Origin of the sequence: Pseudomonas vanderleydeniana (genome assembly GCF_014268755.2) — a bacterium.
Taxonomy (GTDB): Bacteria; Pseudomonadota; Gammaproteobacteria; order Pseudomonadales; family Pseudomonadaceae; genus Aquipseudomonas; species Aquipseudomonas vanderleydeniana.
Window position 1 is genome coordinate 3,996,649 of sequence record NZ_CP077093.1, and the last position, 16,357, is coordinate 4,013,005.

Annotated in this window: 14 protein-coding genes; 3 read left to right on the top strand and 11 right to left on the bottom strand. The window is 63.8% G+C overall.

Features of this window, described 5'->3' with window-relative positions:
* Positions 1–35: 35 nt before the first annotated feature.
* From ahpF to HU752_RS17930, 3 genes are all read right to left on the bottom strand, one after another.
* Complete coding sequence (ahpF, locus tag HU752_RS17920) at positions 36–1,601, bottom strand: alkyl hydroperoxide reductase subunit F (RefSeq protein ID WP_186684837.1); 1,566 nt, start codon at positions 1,599–1,601, stop codon at positions 36–38.
* A gap of 125 nt (positions 1,602–1,726) precedes the next feature.
* Positions 1,727–2,290: an alkyl hydroperoxide reductase subunit C gene (ahpC, locus tag HU752_RS17925; RefSeq protein WP_017907017.1), complete on the bottom strand. Its 564-nt coding sequence runs from the start codon at positions 2,288–2,290 to the stop codon at positions 1,727–1,729.
* Positions 2,291–2,422: 132 nt separating this feature from the next.
* Positions 2,423–3,367 carry a site-specific integrase gene (locus tag HU752_RS17930; RefSeq protein WP_186684835.1) on the bottom strand — a complete coding sequence of 315 codons (945 nt, stop codon included), beginning with the start codon at positions 3,365–3,367 and terminating at the stop codon, positions 2,423–2,425.
* 177 nt (positions 3,368–3,544) lie between these two features.
* On the opposite strand from HU752_RS17930, the gene HU752_RS17935 reads away from it, so the two are divergent.
* Positions 3,545–4,558, top strand: a complete 1,014-nt coding sequence (locus HU752_RS17935) for a DNA-binding protein (protein WP_186684833.1) — start codon at positions 3,545–3,547, stop codon at positions 4,556–4,558.
* Here the strand turns inward: HU752_RS17935 and HU752_RS17940 are convergent.
* The 6 genes from HU752_RS17940 to HU752_RS17965 all read right to left on the bottom strand — a co-directional run bounded on the left by HU752_RS17940 (position 4,555) and on the right by HU752_RS17965 (position 12,517).
* The gene (locus HU752_RS17940) at positions 4,555–4,758 is read right to left on the bottom strand and encodes a hypothetical protein (protein WP_186684831.1); all 204 of its coding nucleotides are present in this window, start codon (positions 4,756–4,758) and stop codon (positions 4,555–4,557) included. The two genes, HU752_RS17935 and HU752_RS17940, sit on opposite strands and share 4 nt — an antisense overlap.
* Before the next feature lie 143 nt (positions 4,759–4,901).
* Positions 4,902–6,899 (bottom strand): Fe(3+)-hydroxamate ABC transporter permease FhuB, encoded by a 1,998-nt coding sequence (fhuB, locus tag HU752_RS17945; protein WP_225920016.1) that lies wholly within the window; start codon positions 6,897–6,899, stop codon positions 4,902–4,904.
* The gene (locus HU752_RS17950; RefSeq protein ID WP_186684829.1) at positions 6,892–7,833 is read right to left on the bottom strand and encodes an ABC transporter substrate-binding protein; all 942 of its coding nucleotides are present in this window, start codon (positions 7,831–7,833) and stop codon (positions 6,892–6,894) included. The genes fhuB and HU752_RS17950 overlap by 8 nt, the downstream gene beginning before the upstream one ends.
* Entirely contained in the window at positions 7,830–8,645 is an 816-nt protein-coding gene (locus HU752_RS17955; protein WP_186684827.1) for an ATP-binding cassette domain-containing protein, read from the bottom strand. The genes HU752_RS17950 and HU752_RS17955 overlap by 4 nt, the downstream gene beginning before the upstream one ends.
* Entirely contained in the window at positions 8,642–10,354 is a 1,713-nt protein-coding gene (locus tag HU752_RS17960; RefSeq protein WP_225920017.1) for a cyclic peptide export ABC transporter, read from the bottom strand. Before HU752_RS17960 ends, HU752_RS17955 begins: the two co-directional genes overlap by 4 nt.
* Before the next feature lie 6 nt (positions 10,355–10,360).
* Positions 10,361–12,517 carry a TonB-dependent siderophore receptor gene (locus HU752_RS17965; protein ID WP_186684820.1) on the bottom strand — a complete coding sequence of 719 codons (2,157 nt, stop codon included), beginning with the start codon at positions 12,515–12,517 and terminating at the stop codon, positions 10,361–10,363.
* A 161-nt stretch (positions 12,518–12,678) separates the two neighbouring features.
* Here HU752_RS17965 and HU752_RS17970 point away from each other — a divergent pair, with 161 nt between their 5' ends.
* Positions 12,679–13,497: an AraC family transcriptional regulator gene (locus HU752_RS17970; RefSeq protein ID WP_186684818.1), complete on the top strand. Its 819-nt coding sequence runs from the start codon at positions 12,679–12,681 to the stop codon at positions 13,495–13,497.
* Positions 13,498–13,843: 346 nt separating this feature from the next.
* On the top strand, positions 13,844–14,326 hold the full coding sequence (locus HU752_RS17975) for a hypothetical protein (protein ID WP_186684816.1): 483 nt from the start codon (positions 13,844–13,846) through the stop codon (positions 14,324–14,326).
* Positions 14,327–14,413: 87 nt separating this feature from the next.
* Here the strand turns inward: HU752_RS17975 and yghU are convergent, their stop codons facing one another.
* Complete coding sequence (gene yghU / locus HU752_RS17980) at positions 14,414–15,292, bottom strand: glutathione-dependent disulfide-bond oxidoreductase (RefSeq protein WP_186684814.1); 879 nt, start codon at positions 15,290–15,292, stop codon at positions 14,414–14,416.
* Between the two features lie 57 nt (positions 15,293–15,349).
* A complete protein-coding gene (locus tag HU752_RS17985; RefSeq protein WP_186684812.1) occupies positions 15,350–16,312 on the bottom strand; it encodes a LysR family transcriptional regulator in 963 nt (320 codons plus the stop codon).
* Between the last annotated feature and the right edge of the window lie 45 nt (positions 16,313–16,357).

Here is a 16,357-nt window from a genome sequence, read left to right on the forward strand (position 1 = left end):
TACATCGGCATCAACCGGGAGCCAGCTCCCGAGCCTCAGGCCGGCGCCGAGGTGCGGATCAGGTGGTCGAAGGCACTCAGCGAGGCCTTGGCCCCCTCACCCACCGCGATCACGATCTGCTTGTACGGCACCGTGGTGACGTCACCGGCCGCGAAGATACCCGGCAGCGAAGTCTCACCGCGCGCATCGACAATGATCTCGCCACGTGGCGACAGCTCGATGGTGCCCTTGAGCCAGTCGGTGTTCGGCAGCAGACCGATCTGCACGAAGATCCCTTCCAGATCGACGGTGTGGAACTCACCCGAATCGCGGTCCTTGTAGACCAACCCGGTGACTTTCTGGCCATCGCCCTTCACTTCACTGGTCAGCGCACTGGTGATGACCTTGACGTTCGGCAGGCTGTACAGCTTGCGTTGCAGTACGGCATCGGCGCGCAGCTTGCTGTCGAACTCCAGCAGCGTCACATGGCTGACGATACCGGCCAGGTCGATGGCCGCCTCGACACCGGAGTTACCACCGCCGATCACCGCGACACGCTTGCCCTTGAACAGCGGACCGTCACAGTGCGGGCAGAAGCACACGCCCTTGGCCTTGTATTCCTGCTCGCCCGGTACACCCATTTCGCGCCAGCGGGCGCCGGTGGCAAGGATCACGGTCTTGGCCTTGAGGCTGGCACCGCTCTCGAAGCGCACTTCGTGCAGCTCCCCGGCATTTTTGGCCGGGATCAGTGCACTGGCGCGCTGCAGGTTCATGATGTCGACGTCGTACTGGCGTACGTGCTCTTCCAGGGCCCGGGCCAGCTTCGGCCCTTCGGTTTCCTGGACCGAGATGAAGTTCTCGATCGCCATGGTGTCCAGCACCTGGCCGCCGAAGCGCTCGGCCGCCACACCGGTGCGGATGCCTTTGCGGGCTGCGTAGATCGCCGCCGAAGCACCGGCTGGGCCACCACCGACCACGAGGACTTCGAAGGCCTCCTTGGCGTTGAGTTTCTCCGCCTGCTTCTCGGCAGCCCCGGTATCGAGCTTGCCAAGGATCTCTTCCAGGCCCATGCGGCCCTGGCCGAAGTTTTCGCCGTTGAGGTAGATGCTCGGTACGGCCATGATCTTGCGATCGTTGACTTCATCCTGGAACAGCGCGCCGTCGATGGCGACGTGACGCACATTCGGATTCAGCACCGCCATCAGGTTCAGCGCCTGGACCACGTCCGGGCAGTTCTGGCAGGACAGCGAGAAATAGGTCTCGAAGTTGAACTCGCCCTTGAGCGAGCGGATCTGTTCGATCACTTCGACACTGGCCTTCGAGGGGTGGCCGCCGACCTGCAGCAGGGCCAGCACCAGCGAAGTGAATTCGTGGCCCATGGGGATACCGGCGAAACGCAGGCTGATATCGGCTCCCGGGCGGTTCAACGAGAACGATGGCTTGCGCGCATCGGTACCGTTGTCTTGCAAGGTGATATGGCTGGAAAGGCTGGCCACTTCCTGGAGCAGCTCGAGCATTTCACGAGATTTCGCGCCGTCATCGAGGGAGGCGACGATCTCGATTGGTTGCGTAACCCGTTCCAGGTACGACTTCAACTGGGCTTTAAGATTGGCGTCCAACATGCGGGCGATTTCCCTTTTTCAATACGGTAGAAATAACAACGCCCAGGTGGATACCACCCGGGCGTTATTGGGCGGTGCGGCTGACTTAATAAGTGCGGGTGACCGCCCTTGACTGACTCATGGACTTAGATCTTGCCGACCAGGTCCAGGGACGGAGCCAGGGTGGCTTCGCCTTCTTTCCACTTGGCTGGGCAGACTTCGCCCGGGTGGGCAGCAACGTACTGGGCAGCCTTGATCTTGCGCAGCAGCTCGGAAGCGTCACGGCCTACGCCGCCATCGTTGATTTCAACGATCTTGATCTGGCCTTCAGGGTTGATCACGAAGGTACCGCGGTCAGCCAGGCCGGCTTCTTCGATCAGCACGTCGAAGTTGCGCGAGATGGCCAGGGTCGGGTCGCCGATCATGGTGTACTTGATCTTGCCGATGGCTGGCGAAGTGTTGTGCCAGGCAGCGTGGGCGAAGTGGGTGTCGGTCGAAACGCTGTAGATCTCGACGCCCAGCTTCTGGAATTCAGCGTAGTTGTCAGCCAGGTCTTCCAGTTCGGTTGGGCAAACGAAGGTGAAGTCGGCTGGGTAGAAGAACACGACAGACCATTTGCCTTTCAGGTCAGCGTCCGACACTTCGACGAATTCACCGTTTTTGAAGGCGGTTGCTTTGAAGGGCTTAACTTGGCTGTTGATGATAGGCATCGTTGACTCTCCGTCAGGGGTTGTGAAGTTGATGGGAGAATCCTAGCCATTCTTTTGCGATCTGGCTCATTGGCAAAGCTGATGCTCGCGATTGGTTTTCGCTATAAGCCCACTGTATTAATAGAAGAAATCTTATGAACCCTGCCGGACCGGCTTCTCGACGGCCAGGCTCATGCCCTCGAACGGACTGGCCTCGACGTAACGCATGGCGGATTTCAGGTCCTTCCAGCCGACATAGCTCATCAGCGACTTCAGGTCCCAGCCACTGCGATGAGCCCAGGTCGCGAAGCCGCGGCGCAACGAGTGACTGGTGTAATGCTCGGCATCGATCCCCGCCCGCGCCAGCGCCTGGCGCAGCAGCGGGATGATGCTGTTGGCGTGCAGCCCCTCCTCGCCCAGGTTGCCCCAGCGATCGATGGCACGAAACACCGGCCCGCGAACCAGGGCCGCACAGTTGACCCATTCGATATAGGCCTGCACCGGACAGAGCCGTTGCAACGCCGGCGTCTGGTAGGTGCGCCCGAGGTTGTCACGATCACTTTTGCTACGCGGCAGGTAAAGCGTGATGCCGGCGCCCGCCTTGGCCACCACATGCCCCACCTCCAACCGGCAGAGCTCGTCGCTGCGAAAGCCGCGCCAGAACCCCAGCAGGATCAGCGCCATGTCGCGCCGCGCACGCAGCAGCCGTGGTCGATCCTCCACTGCCTGCGCCGCCCGCAACTCCTGCTCCAGTGACCCGACCACCGACTCCAGATGCTGCAACTGCAACGGCTGGGCCTGCTTCTCCTGCACCGGATGCAGCGCCCGGATGCCCTTGAACACCTTGCGCACCACCGGTGCCTTGGTCGGGTCGGCAAAACCCTGGCTGTTGTGCCACTGGGCCAGGGCCGACAGGCGCAGTTTGAGGGTGTTGATCGACAGCACTCCGGCGTGGGCCGCCAGGTAACGCGCCACGCTGTCGCTGGTGGCGGGCAGGAAGCCGCCCCAACTGACTTCAAAGTGTTCGATAGCCGCTTGATAGCTGCGACGGGTGTTGTCCCGCGTGGCGGCGTGCAGGTAGCGATCCAGCTCGCTCATGGGCAGAAATCCCGGCAGGTGTACGGAAAAACCGCGCGGGAATGCGTCAAGCGCTTCTCACACGGGGTAATACCACTATATCCCATGTGAAAAAATCAGAATATCGCTTTGTATTTTTTCAATCTATACTATGTATTTACATGCTACGTAACACAGTACGAAATCGTAGGAGAGAACATGGCTCGCGGCGGCGTGAACAAGGCGGTGGTGCAAACAGCCCGTATGGCGATCCTCGCCCGTGGCGAATACCCCAGCATCGATGCGGTACGTATCGAAATGGGCAATACCGGCTCGAAAACCACCATCCATCGTTATCTGAAGGAGCTGGACGAGAGCGATCAACGCCAGGCCGCCGCCGGCGAACACCTGGATGACGAACTCACCGACCTGATCAGCCGCCTCGCCCGCCGCCTGCAGGACCAGGCGCGCGAGCCGCTGGAGCTGGAACAGGCCCGGCATCGGCTGCAGGAAAACCAGTGGCAGGAGCAGTTGAGCGCCCTCACCCAGACGCTGGAGCAGTTGCAACTGAACTACGACGTCCAGGCCGCGGCCCTGGCCCAGGAAAGCGAGCAGTTGCACACCACCCGCTCGATGCTGCAGACCGAGCAGACCCGCAACGCCGGCCTGAGCCAGGCCTGCAGCGACCACGAACTGCGCCTGGCGGACAAGGAAGCGCAAGTACGCTCCCTGGAGGACAAGCACCAGCACGCCCGCGATGCCCTGGAACACTTCCGCAACGCCGCCCGCGAGCAGCGCGAGCAGGAACAGCGGCGCCATGAAGGGCAGTTGCAGCAGATTCAGATGGAATTGCGCCAGGCCCAGCAAAGCGCCCTCGTGCGCCAGGATGAAATCACCCAGCTACACCGCGACAACGAACGCTTGCTGATGGAAAGCCGCAATGCGGCGAAAGAGGCGAGGAAGCTGGAAGCCCAACTGGACAAGGGCGCCAAGCGCGAAGAACTGCTACAGGGCCGCCTCTCCACGCTGGAAGGCGAACGCACCCTCCTCCAGGAACGCCTGCGGGTGGCGCAGCAGGAAACCGAGTCGCTCAAGCTGAGCAGCAAGGAACAGCGAGCCTCAAAACGAGCGCTGGAACTCAGATTGCTGGAAGCCGAAAACGAGTTGGCTCAACTGGCGGAAAAGCCAGCCAGCCCGAGAGCAGACAAACCCGATCCGAGCACTCCCCGCTAGGATTTCGGCCGCGTCTGGAGGTCGACGCGGACAACCTTGTCGTCAAAGTCAACGACGAAAGTTTTATCGATAACCACAAAGGTAGTTTCCGGAGTCGCGTCAAACCTCAGGCTGTCACCGATATTGATGAAGCGATCGAAGGATATATGTCGAGTTGATTTCTGCTTGCCGTCAAACAAATGGATCACATAGTTCTCCATGGCAACCTCCTCTGACTAGATAGGGAAAAATCAGGAGCGCGATCGCTTGCCGTTCGCTGTTCCTATTTCACGGCCTATCAGCCTCACTCGCTACTGTCAGAAATGACAGTAGCGACGAACGGCTCAGGCTCTGAGCGAGCCGGTCACTGCCTGCGCCGGTACAGCATCAACAGCACCAGGTAAGGCCCGCCCAGCAGTGTCGCCACCAGCCCGGCCGGCATCTGCTGGGGAAAGATCATCTGCCGGCCGAGCCATTCCGATACCATCATCAGCACCGCGCCCAGCAGCGCCGCTACCCATAGCTGCTGCAGCGGCCGCCGGGCACCGGCCAGACGAGCAATGTGCGGCGCCAGCAGGCCGATGAAGGACAGCGGCCCCACCAGCAGCGTAGCCATGGTGGTGAGCACGCCGGCAAACAGCAGGATCAGCAGGCGCGCCCGGGCCACCGGCACGCCGACACTCGCCGCCGCCCCCTCGCCCAGCGAAAACGCCTGGAGCCAGCGTGAGAACAGCGGCACCAGGCACAAACCGAGCACCAGCACGCCTGCCGCTGCCCAGGCCAGCACTGCCGGGATGTAATAGGTCGAGCCGGTCACCAGTTGCAGCATCAGGGCGGCACGTGGATCGCCGCTGGCTAGCGTCGCACTGACCATCGCCTGGAACCAGGCACTGACGGCTACGCCGATCAGCAGCAGGCGCTGCGGGGTGAAGGTACCCCGTCCCAACCACAGCAGGCCGCCCAGCGCCGCCAGGGAGCCAGCCAGGCAGGCCGTGAACAGCAGCGCCGGCGTCGGCTGGCTGACGGCAAAGACCACGACGACGATACCCAGCGCACCACCGGAGCTGACCCCAAGCAGATCGGGACTCGCCATCGGGTTGGCGGTGGCTCGCTGCAACAAGGTGCCCGCCAGCGCCAGGAGGCCGCCCGCCGCCATGGCCAGCACCGTGTGTGGCACCTGCCAGAACAGCAGCCCCTGAACCTCGGTCCAACTGGCGATGGCCCAGCCATCCAGGCCCCGCGCCACCGCAAGCGACAGGAACAGCCCGACCGCCAGCAGCCCCGCCAGCCATAGCCAACGCCGGAAAGTAAAACCTGAGCCCATCGGCCAAGCCGGTTTCCACTGACTGGAAATACCGCTGCGCAGACGCGGCAACAGGGCGACCAGCAACGGCACACCCAGCAGCGAAGTGACCGTGCCGGTGGGAATCAGGTGCGCCGAGAACACCTGGGTGGTCGAGATCAGCAGGACCACCTGGTCGGTGGCCCAGAGAATCGCCGCACCGATGCCGGCCGAGCAGAACAACCGCTGGTACAGGGTCCGAGCCCCGAGCAAACGGGCCAGGGCCGGGGCCGCCAGGCCGAGAAAGCCGATCACGCCAACCTGGGCCACCACCAACGCGGTGAGCACCACAGCTACCAGCAGCGCGACCAGCCGGGTTCGCTCCACCTTGGCGCCCAGGCTACGCGCCGTGCTTTCACCACTGTCGAGCAACGCCAGTGGCCGGCGTATCCACCACACGGTCAAGACCGAGCCAGCCAACCCGGCCAGCAGATGCGCGCTGGGCTGCCAGCCGGCCTGCTCCAACGAACCACCACCCCAGATCTGCAAGCCGAGCAGGAAGTCGAAATGCACCAGCGCGATCGCCAGGCTGACCGCACCACAATAGAGATTGACCACCATGCCGCAGAGGATCACCGCCATCGGCGACAGCCGCTGCGGCCAGGCCAGTGCCAGTACCACCAGCACGGCCAGTGCGCCGCCGACGAGCGCGACCAGTTCACGTCCGGCCGCACCACCGTCGTACAGCGTGTACAACGCCAGTGCCAGGTAGGCCCCTGGGAAAATGCCCAGGGTCATCGGCTCGGCCAGGGGATTGCGCAGCACCTGTTGAATCAGCGTACAGGCCAGGCCCAAGGCGGTACCGCACAGCAGGGCCATGGCGACCCGTGGCAACAGCACTTCATGCAACAAGACCTGGGACAGATTTTCAGGGTCCGGCCTCAGCAACGCCGACAGCCAGGAAGCACTGCCCAGGGTCGCACCCACCTGCCACAGTGCCAGCCCCGCAGCCAGGGCGAACAGGACGGCGAACAGCAGCAGGCAGCCGCGCGGAATGAACGACAAACGAAAACTAGACACTCGCAGGCTCCTGATGGGCCATTGGGTACAGGGCCGCCTCGACCGCACGGGCGAAGCGTTGCAGGGAAACCAGCCCGCCATAGGGGGCGATCACCGGCATCAGCGCCACCCGCCGCTCACGCACACAAGGCAATGCCTGCCACACCGGACTGCGCCTGAGCGCCGTGTCGACGCCAGGTGGCAACGGCCCCACCAAGAGCAAACTGACCTCAGGCAGCGCGGCGATACGTTGCAGCGGCACCAGGGCATAACCCGCCGAGTTACTCACCCAGCGAGCGGCAGCAGCATCCCCCGGATGCGCCGCATTGCTCACTCCGATCCGCGACAGCACTGTGTCGAACAGGCTGCCGGCGCCATACACCCGCAGGTGATGCTCATCCACCGCATCGGCAACCAGCACCGGCCGAGCCAGCAGGTCCGGCTGGCTGGCCAGGCGCTGGCGAACCGTATTCAGCAACTGTTCGGTGTCATTGACCAATGCCTCGCCCCTGGCGGCGCAGGCGAGCAGCGCAGCCATCTGCCGGGTCTCCTGCTGCAAGGCAGGGTAAGGTTGTGCCGCGCTCATGTAGCCGCCAAAGGTGGCCGTCGGCGCCAGACGCTCGAGCATCGACTTGAGGCCGACATGCCCCGGCGTCAGGATCAGCAGGTCCGGCCGCAGTTGCTGCAGCAGCGTGAAGCTGGGCTGGTACAACAGCCCGACATCGATCACGCCCTCCGGCAACGGCGGCTCGACGATGGTCCGGCGGTACCAGTCCGGCAACGGCAAGGCGATCGGCACCTGCCCCAGGGCCAGGAAGGTTTCGGCCAGTTCCCAGCTCAGCGGCACGACCCTGGAATACGCCCGCGCCTCGGCCCAGGCGCCGGCGACATGCCAGGCCGGAACGACAGCGGCCAGGCCTTGCAGGAAGGCCCGTCGTTTGAGCCCGGCACTCATCGCGCGAACCCGATCAGGCGGCCACTGGCCGGGTCCGACAGCACGCCCATGGGCACCCCGTAGACCTGTTGCAGATGATCTTCGTGCAGCATCTGCCCGGCGCTGATCTGCAACTGCAGGCGCCCCTCGCGCAGGGCGATGATCTCGTCACAGAAACGGGCGGCCATGTTCACATCATGCAGGATGATCACCGCCCCCATGCCACGCTGCCGGCACAGCTCGCGAACCAGCTCGAGCACCGCCAGTTGATGGCCGATGTCCAGGGCCGAGGTCGGCTCGTCGAGCAGCATGCAGCGGCAGTTCTGCGCCACCAGCATGGCGATCCAGGCGCGCTGGCGCTCGCCACCGGACAGGCTGTCGACCGCGCGCTCGGCATACTGCGCGACATCGGTGGCGTGCATGGCCTGCTCGACCCACTGCCGATCCTCGGCGCCGAAACGTCCCAGGACGCCATGCCACGGATGACGCCCCAGGGCCACCAGTTCGCGCACCAGCAGGCCGTCGACCTCTGGCGGTTGCTGGGGCAGATAGGCGATCTGCCGGGCGAAATCCCGTGACGACCAGCCCTGCACCGGCTTGCCGCCCAACTGCAGCAGCCCGGCACTGGCCGGGTGCTGGCGGGCCAGCAGCTTGAGCAGCGTCGACTTGCCCGAGCCGTTGTGGCCGATCAGCCCATAGATCCGCCCCTGCCGAAGCGAGAGGTCCATCGGCTGCAACAGGGTGCGCGAGCCGACCCGCACACTGACACCCTGCAACCGGTACAGCTCGTCGCTGCCAGCGGGTGCGGCGACGCCTGGTTCAATCATGTTCATCGAACGGACAGCTCCTCTGGGCTGACGGTACCGGGGATATCGGCGACCACCTGGCCGCTGTCGAGCTTGATGCAACGGTCGGCCAGGGCGAAGTAGCGATCATCATGGGTAATCACCAGCACCGCCTTGCCCCGGGCCTTGAGGTCCGGCAACAGGGTTCGGTAGAACACCTCCTTGAACGCCGGGTCCTGGTCGGCCGCCCACTCATCGAACACATAGAACGCCCGGTCTTCGAGCAGCGCCACCAGCAACGCCAGGCGCTTGCGCTGGCCCTGGGACAGGTTCAGCGTGGTGAAAGCGCCGTTCTCGATGCTCACCTTGTGCTCCAGTTGCAGCTCCTTGAGCAGCCGCCGAGCCTGGGGCTCCAGATGGGGCGGCATCACCCCCAGCAGCGTATCGAACAGGAAGAAGTCACTGAACACCGTGGAAAAACGCTGGCGATAGGCGTCACGATTGCCCGCCCCGACCGGCTGGCCGTCGAGCAGCACACCGCCGCCCTCGCCCTCGTACAACCCCACCAGCAGCTTGGCGAGCGTGGTCTTGCCACTGCCGTTGCCACCAATCAGATAACTGACCTGTCCCGGCACGAACGCCAGGTCGATCGGGCCGAGCATGAAGTAGCTGTTTTCCTTCTCACGGAAATACCGGTGCGTCAGGCCCCGCAACTCGATGCGCTGGAAGCCGGCGGCGGCGCCCTGCTCACCCGCGACCTCGAGCGGCAACTGCTCCTCCAGCCGGGCAATGCGCTCCAGCGCGATACGCGCTGAACCCACTGTCGGCAACGCCGCCAACAGCCCTTCGATCGGCAGGATCATGTACAGGAAGATCATCGCGTAGCCGGACATCACCTGCTGGTCGACCCCGTAGCTGCGCGCCAGCACGAACAGGGTCAGGCCGATGAAGGCGAACAACACCAGGTTGCCCCAGCTCGAGGCGGCGCTGAACAGCACGTAGCCCAGGGTACGTTGCACCCGCACCGACTCGATGTGCGGCGCCAGCGTGTCGTTGACGAAGGCCTGGCGCCGGGCCCGATGCAGCTTGAGCTCCTTGGCCCCATCGAACAGCGCGCGAAACTGCTGGATCAGGTCGTCCTCGCGCTGGCGGGAGCCGCGCAGGTGCTCCAGTGCCCGGCTGTTGACCAACAGGAAACCCGCCGCGCCAACCGCCACGGCAAGCAGCGCGAACAGCAGGATCTGCCAGGACAGCCAGCCCAGGTAAGCCAGGCAGCCGATGATGACCGTGCTCTGCATCATGATCGTCGGCAGGTTGATGAACAGCACCACCAGCGTGTCCAGGTCACCGGTGAGCACCGCCAGCGGCCGCCCACCGCCATAACGTTCCAGATGGGCGTAGGACGCGTCGGCGATATGACCGATGGTGCGCAAGCGCACACTGGCCTTAGCCCGCTGCCCCAGGTACATGAACAGCGTCTGTGAAAGCAGGCGCAAGGCCAGCACGCCGATGCCGACCAGCATGAAGTGCAAGCCCAATTCACCCAGTTCATCACCCCGGGCCGACAGCGACTGGTTGATCAATGCGACCAGCGCGGCGCTGCCAAAACCGGCAACCAGGCTCGCCGCCGCCGCGACCAGCAACAGCCGGCGCGCCCCCCGCAGCAGGCCCAGCAGCAAGGCGAACGGCGTCCCGCCGGATCCCGGCCAGTGGAGCTGGACGGGGGTGGATGGATCGGAGGTTCGGGTCGAAGTCATGGGCGGTCAGTATTTCACTCGCAGGGTCAGGGTCGCGTTGCGTGGATCGCCGTACAGGCCGTAGTAGCTGGCCGGCACCCGGGCGTAGTAGGTACGGTCGAGCAGGTTGTTCATGTTCAGCGCCAGGTCGAGGTTGTCGTTGACCTTGTAGCCGACCAGGCCATCGAGCACTGCGTAACCGCCCTGGTAGCTGACCTCGTTACGCGTGGTCTTGCTCTGGGCGCGGATACCCCCGCCGACACGCCAGTTGTTCAGCAGGCCGTCCTCGAAGTGGTAGGTGTTCCAGAGCTTGAGCAGGTGCTTGGGCTCTTCCGGGTCCTGGATGCCATTGGAGCCGGCCGCCGCCGCTCCCAGCAGGTTGGTCTGCAGGTAGGTGTAGCCAGCCTGCACGTCCCAGTTCGGCAGGACCTTGCCGGTGACCTCCGCCTCGAAGCCACGGCTGCGTGCCTTGCCCTGGGCCAGCCAGCGCCCGGGGTTGGCGTCGTCGGCGACCGGCCGGTTCTGGTCGTCGATCTGGAACACCGCCAGCGTTGCACCCAGCCGGCCGTCAAGGAACTCGCCCTTCAGGCCGACCTCGGCCTGGTGCCCGGTCCGCGGCTTGAGCACCGAACCGCTGGCCGTGGTCTGGAACGCCTGCGACGGGGTGAAGATGTCCGAGTAGCTGCCGTAGGCCGACAACCAGGAATTGAGGCTGTAGACCACCCCGGCATAGGGGGTGAACTTGTTCTGGTCGGGGTCGTTGACTGTTGCGCCGTTCGACGGCAGCAGGCTCTGGCGCGAGCTTTCGTAGTGGTTCTGGCGACCGCCCAGAATCAGCGACAGGTCGTCCAGCGGCTTGAAGGTCACCTGGCCGTAGACACCATACTGGCTGGTATCGGAAGTGGTACCGGAACGGTACGGAATATCGCGGTTGGCCACCTCGATGTTGTCGATGTCGACCACCCCGCCACTGGTCCCGCCCGACAGGCTGTGCTGGTGGCTCTCGGCGTAGTTGACCCCGAGCATCAGTTCATGGGTGCGCCCGAACAGTTCGAACGGGCCGTTGACGTAAGAGTCGACACCGACCCAGCGGTAACGGTCCTGCTGATGCTGCAGCCAGTAGTCGGCCGTACGATCGAGGTTGACCGGGCCATTGATATAGCCGTACTTGGAGCTGATCTCCGAGGTCCGGTAGTTGATGGCCGTGCGGTTCTGCCAGCCGTTAGCGAAGTGATGCACCAGGTCGGCATAGATCTCGGTCATGTCGGTGTCGGCGTAACTCCAGTCGGTGCCGTAGAAGCCCGAGCGCTTGCCATCGACGAAGCTGCCGTTGCTGAAGGTCGACAGCCCATAGTCCAGGCCATTGAGGTTGATCTTCTGCTGGGCCATGCCGACAGTCAGTTCGGTATCCGGATCAAGGTCGAAGGCCAGCGAGCCATAGATCAGGCCCTGCCCGGTCTTGCCGTCATCCTGGAAGCCACGCTGGTCCTGGCCGCTGAAGCCGAGTCGGCCACGGATGTTGCCACTGTCGGTCAGCGGCCCGGTGACGTCCCAGGCGGTGCGGTAGTTGTCCCATGAACCGGCCGAGACCGATCCGCTGAGGCTGAACACGTCCTGCGGGCGCTTGCGCACCAGGTTGACCGTGCCGCCCGGGTTGCCGAAGCCTTGCAGCAATCCGGCCGGGCCGCGCAGCACCTCGACCCGGTCGTAGAGTGCCAGGTCGAACTGCGGCAGGTACTGCAGGCCGTTGTTCGCCGGCAGGCCGTCGAATTGCACTTCGGCGGCATAACCGCGGGACTGGAAGTAGCTGGTGCCATCGCCGTAGGTCACCGCCGTGATCCCGGGCGTGTTGCGCAGGGCCTCGTCGACGCTGGTCATGGCCTGGTCGTCCATGCGCTGGCGAGTGATCACCGTCACCGAGGCCGGTACATCCCTGGGCGCCGCCGACACCTTGCCGACCGTCACCAGAGATGGCTTGTAGCTGTCCGAGCCTTCAGTCGTGGCGGCTTCCTGTGTAAGCTGGTCGCCGACGACACTGGTCTGCGGCAGGACTGTCTGGGGCGCAGCCTGGGCCTGCCCGACCGCCACGGCCAGGGCCAGCGGGGCCAGCAGGAACAGCCTGAACGCCGGCAGGCGGGGGCTCCGGTCGGTCGCCAGGGAAAGATGCGCAAAGCGTTCAGTCATACTTCTGCTCATGAAGGTTGTTGGCCCAAGTTATTGTAAATGCGATTGGTTTGCATTAATTTTGCCAGTCTGTTTACTGAGCTTCAGGACAACTTGTATCGATGAAAGGACAGAATTGGCGCATTTCTGCCGCTCATGGGCCATCCGCACAAAAAGCGGCCATGAACCAGCACCGCGAGTTTCCCGAGGACGCTCCAGCGCTGGTCGTGCGGGCCTACGACTATGCGTCCGGCGCCAGGCAGCAGCCCCATTCCCACACCCGTATCCAACTGATGTACTCGCCCAAGGGTTTGATGCGCGTCAGCACCGAAACCGGTGCCTGGACCCTCGCACCGATGCGTGCGCTGTGGATACCGGCCGGGGTCACTCACGAAGTGCAGATGGTCGGGGAAATCTCCATGCGCTCGGTCTATCTCGACCCGCACGCAGTGCCCTGGCGCTGGGACGAATGCTGCGTGCTGACCGTGACGCCGCTGATGCGCGAGCTGATCCTGATGCTCAACGACAACCCGAGCCTGGCCGAGGAACCGCGCCAGCAGGCCTCGGGATTGTTGCTGCACCTGCTGGCCGAAGCATCGCGCCAGAACAACAGCCTGCCCATGCCACTCGACCGGCGCCTGCGGCGGGTCTGCGATGCCATCCTGCAAAACCCGGACAACAACGACACCCTCGAGGAATGGGGCGAACGCATCGGCGCCAGCTCGCGTACCCTGGCCCGACGGATGAAGGAAGAAACCGGCGTGACCTTCCACCACTGGCGCCTGCAGGTGCGGGTCGACGAAGCCATCTGCCGCCTGGTACAGGGCGTTTCGATCAACGAAGTGGCCCAGGCCCTCGGCTACCGCAGCTCCAGCGCCTTCATCTACATGTTCCGCAGTCTGCTGGGCAGTACACCGGCGCAGTACGTGGAAAAAATCCTTTCGGGCGCGCCAGGCCCGGCCAATGAAGAGGCCCCCGCCGGGCTTGTCGGGGCTGGCTGAACGGCGTTGGCGGACATATCCCGCAGGTCCCGCGCAAGCCAGCGGTAACGGACAAACCGGGTGGCCCTTTCCCAGCCGAGGCGAGGAAATCACCGACTAGCCCACCCCGCCGCGCGAGCGCAATCATCTGCTCTGGTTCGCTGTCGTCGACAGCACCTGCCCACGTGGTCACGATCTTTGAGGCCACGGTACGCCTAGGCGTATTGATCGCCTGAAGTTCGCTCAGTATTCGGCAGCGCGAACAGTCGTCGATACCCTCGCCGACCGAATACACCACATCCCCCCCTGACGGAGAGCCCTGCCGTCAGGCGGTGTCTCCGTCGCTCGCGCATGAAAAGGAGACACCATGGACGTAAAAGCATCGCTGCATGAGTTACTGGCGGCTTTCACCTCAGACCTCAAAGGCATCGAGAAACACCTGAAGCAGTCGATCACGGATGTCGGGAGCGAGTTTCGTGGCACCCTTGGCAACCTGCGAACCACACTCCAGGTACAGAACAGCGGGTTGCAGACCCAGCTTGAACGGCTGGGCGAGCAGATCACCGCTTTAAACACCTCCCTCAACGACCAGTTCGACGAACTTCGGCGGTCGAAAGAGAAAAGCGTCGACGGTGCTGGCAGCGCAACCGACAGGAAAGGTCCCGATCTTCCCGAGGTTGAGGCGTCCGAATTCGTCGACGAAAGAAGTGCTCGGTTGGAAGCCGCTATCCAGGGCCTCCACTCGAAAAATAAACTCATCCAATGGCAGTTGGGGATCGTTGCAGTCGGTGTGGCACTTCCGTACATACGGAGCGCTGCCGAACATATCCTTGCTCTTTGCCAGCGTTAATCCACCTTTTCGCCTTGGGCCAACCCAGGCGGCTTGACCCCTTGCTCGCCCACATGGGCGAGCAAGGGGTTCTCCCCCAGCCGCAGGTTATGCCCGGGTGGCGGCCAGCTTGTCTTCGGTACGGCTATCGAAGTCCGCGGCGTCATGCCGCTCGCGCAGTTGGCTGGACAGCTCCCCGGACACACGGTTGACCATCCGCCCCCGCTGTACCGCGGGACGAGCATCGATGGCATCGGCCCAACGCTGCACGTTCGGATACTCGTGTACCGACAGGAACTCTGCCGCCTCGTAGAGCCGCCCCTTCACCAGGCCACCATACCAGGGCCAGATGGCGATATCGGCGATGGTGTACTCATTGCCGGCAATGTACTCGGTGACCGCCAACTGCCGTTCCAGCACGTCGAGCTGGCGCTTGGTTTCCATGGCGAAGCGGTTGATCGCGTATTCGATCTTCGTCGGTGCATAGGCGTAGAAATGCCCGAAACCACCGCCCAGGTACGGCGCGCTGCCCATCTGCCAGAACAGCCAGGACAGGCACTCGGCACGCGCAGCCGGTTCGGTGGGCAGGAACGCACCGAACTTCTCCGCCAGGTACTGCAGGATCGCCCCGGACTCGAACACACGGATCGGCTTGGCCCCGCTACGGTCGAGCAGTGCCGGGATCTTGGAGTTCGGATTCACGCCGACGAAACCGCTGCCGAACTGTTCGCCCTCGCCGATGCGGATCAGCCAGGCATCGTATTCGGCCCCCTGGTGCCCGAGCGCCAGCAGCTCTTCCAGCAGGATCGTGACCTTCTGCCCGTTGGGCGTGGCCAGGGAGTACAACTGCAGCGGATGACGGCCGACCGGCAGCTCTTTGTCATGGGTCGCGCCGGCGATCGGCCGATTGATGTTGGCGAACTTGCCACCATTCTCGGTATCCCAGGTCCAGACCTTGGGCGGCTGGTAATCCGATGAATCACTCATGCTCGATACTCCTTGGTTTGCAATGGATAAAGCGATGGCCTGCCAGGGTGTGAAGCCCTAGCGTGCCGATGAATTCTCATGCCTGCGCGAATACAGACAGTCCTGCGCCAGAGTCTGGCGCATCAGCGTGGCCTCCTGCTCCAGTCGTTCGCACATGAAATCGACGAACACACGGATCTTGCGCGACAACTGGCGGCTCGACGGCCAGACGATGCTCAACGTGTCCGGTGGAATCAGATAGCCATGCAACAGGCAGTGCAGCGAGCCGTCGGCCAGGGCTTCGCGCGCCAGGAAGTCAGGAATGGTGCCCAGGCCGAAGCCCTTGAGCAGCGCTGCCCGCACCATTTCCATGTTATTGCTGACCATCACCGTGCGGGTGCGTGGTTCGCGCGCGCCCTCCTCGCGCAGCAGCGGGAAATCCAGCAGCTTGCCGTTCTTGAAGTAGCGAAAGCGTACCGCCAGGTGGCCGTCCAGGTCAGCCGGGGTTTGCGGCACGCCATGCCGGTCCAGATAAGACGAGGCCGCGCACAGCACCGGCTGCACGCCGGGCAACGGGCGATGCATCAGGCGTGAATCCGGCAACTCGCCGCTGCGGATGACCACATCCACCCCTTCCTCGATCACGTCCACCAGCTTGTCACTGAAATCCAGGTCCAGTTCGATATCGGGATAGGCGTCCATGAATGCGATCAGCACTGTCTGGAACAGGTGGTAACTGGCCGCCGGCATGCTCACGCGCAGGCGCCCGCGCGGGATTTCCGTGGACTGCGACAACGTCGACTGGGCGTCGTCCAGGTCATCGAGGATACGTCGGCAACGCTCCTGGAACACCCGGCCCTCGTCGGTCAGGCTGAGACTGCGGGTCGAGCGCTGGAACAGCCGGACGCCCAACCGTTGTTCCAGCCGGGTCACCCCCTTGCCCACCGCGGACGCCGACAACCCCAGCGCCCGGCCGGCCGCCACGAAACTACCCAGCTCTGCCGTGCGGATGAAAGACATCAAGCCACTGAGTCGGTCCACCAGCCTCTCCTATTCGATCGTTTTATTCCGCTATGGGCGGAATTC

Coding starts and splice junctions, on each gene's coding strand:
- ahpF (WP_186684837.1), bottom strand. CDS start 1,601: ATGTTGGACGCCAATCTTAAAGCCCAGTTGAAGTCGTACCTGGAACGG.
- ahpC (WP_017907017.1), bottom strand. CDS start 2,290: ATGCCTATCATCAACAGCCAAGTTAAGCCCTTCAAAGCAACCGCCTTC.
- HU752_RS17930 (WP_186684835.1), bottom strand. CDS start 3,367: ATGAGCGAGCTGGATCGCTACCTGCACGCCGCCACGCGGGACAACACC.
- HU752_RS17935 (WP_186684833.1), top strand. CDS start 3,545: ATGGCTCGCGGCGGCGTGAACAAGGCGGTGGTGCAAACAGCCCGTATG.
- HU752_RS17940 (WP_186684831.1), bottom strand. CDS start 4,758: ATGGAGAACTATGTGATCCATTTGTTTGACGGCAAGCAGAAATCAACT.
- HU752_RS17950 (WP_186684829.1), bottom strand. CDS start 7,833: ATGAGTGCCGGGCTCAAACGACGGGCCTTCCTGCAAGGCCTGGCCGCT.
- HU752_RS17955 (WP_186684827.1), bottom strand. CDS start 8,645: ATGAACATGATTGAACCAGGCGTCGCCGCACCCGCTGGCAGCGACGAG.
- HU752_RS17960 (WP_225920017.1), bottom strand. CDS start 10,354: ATGACTTCGACCCGAACCTCCGATCCATCCACCCCCGTCCAGCTCCAC.
- HU752_RS17965 (WP_186684820.1), bottom strand. CDS start 12,517: ATGACTGAACGCTTTGCGCATCTTTCCCTGGCGACCGACCGGAGCCCC.
- HU752_RS17970 (WP_186684818.1), top strand. CDS start 12,679: ATGAACCAGCACCGCGAGTTTCCCGAGGACGCTCCAGCGCTGGTCGTG.
- HU752_RS17975 (WP_186684816.1), top strand. CDS start 13,844: ATGGACGTAAAAGCATCGCTGCATGAGTTACTGGCGGCTTTCACCTCA.
- yghU (WP_186684814.1), bottom strand. CDS start 15,292: ATGAGTGATTCATCGGATTACCAGCCGCCCAAGGTCTGGACCTGGGAT.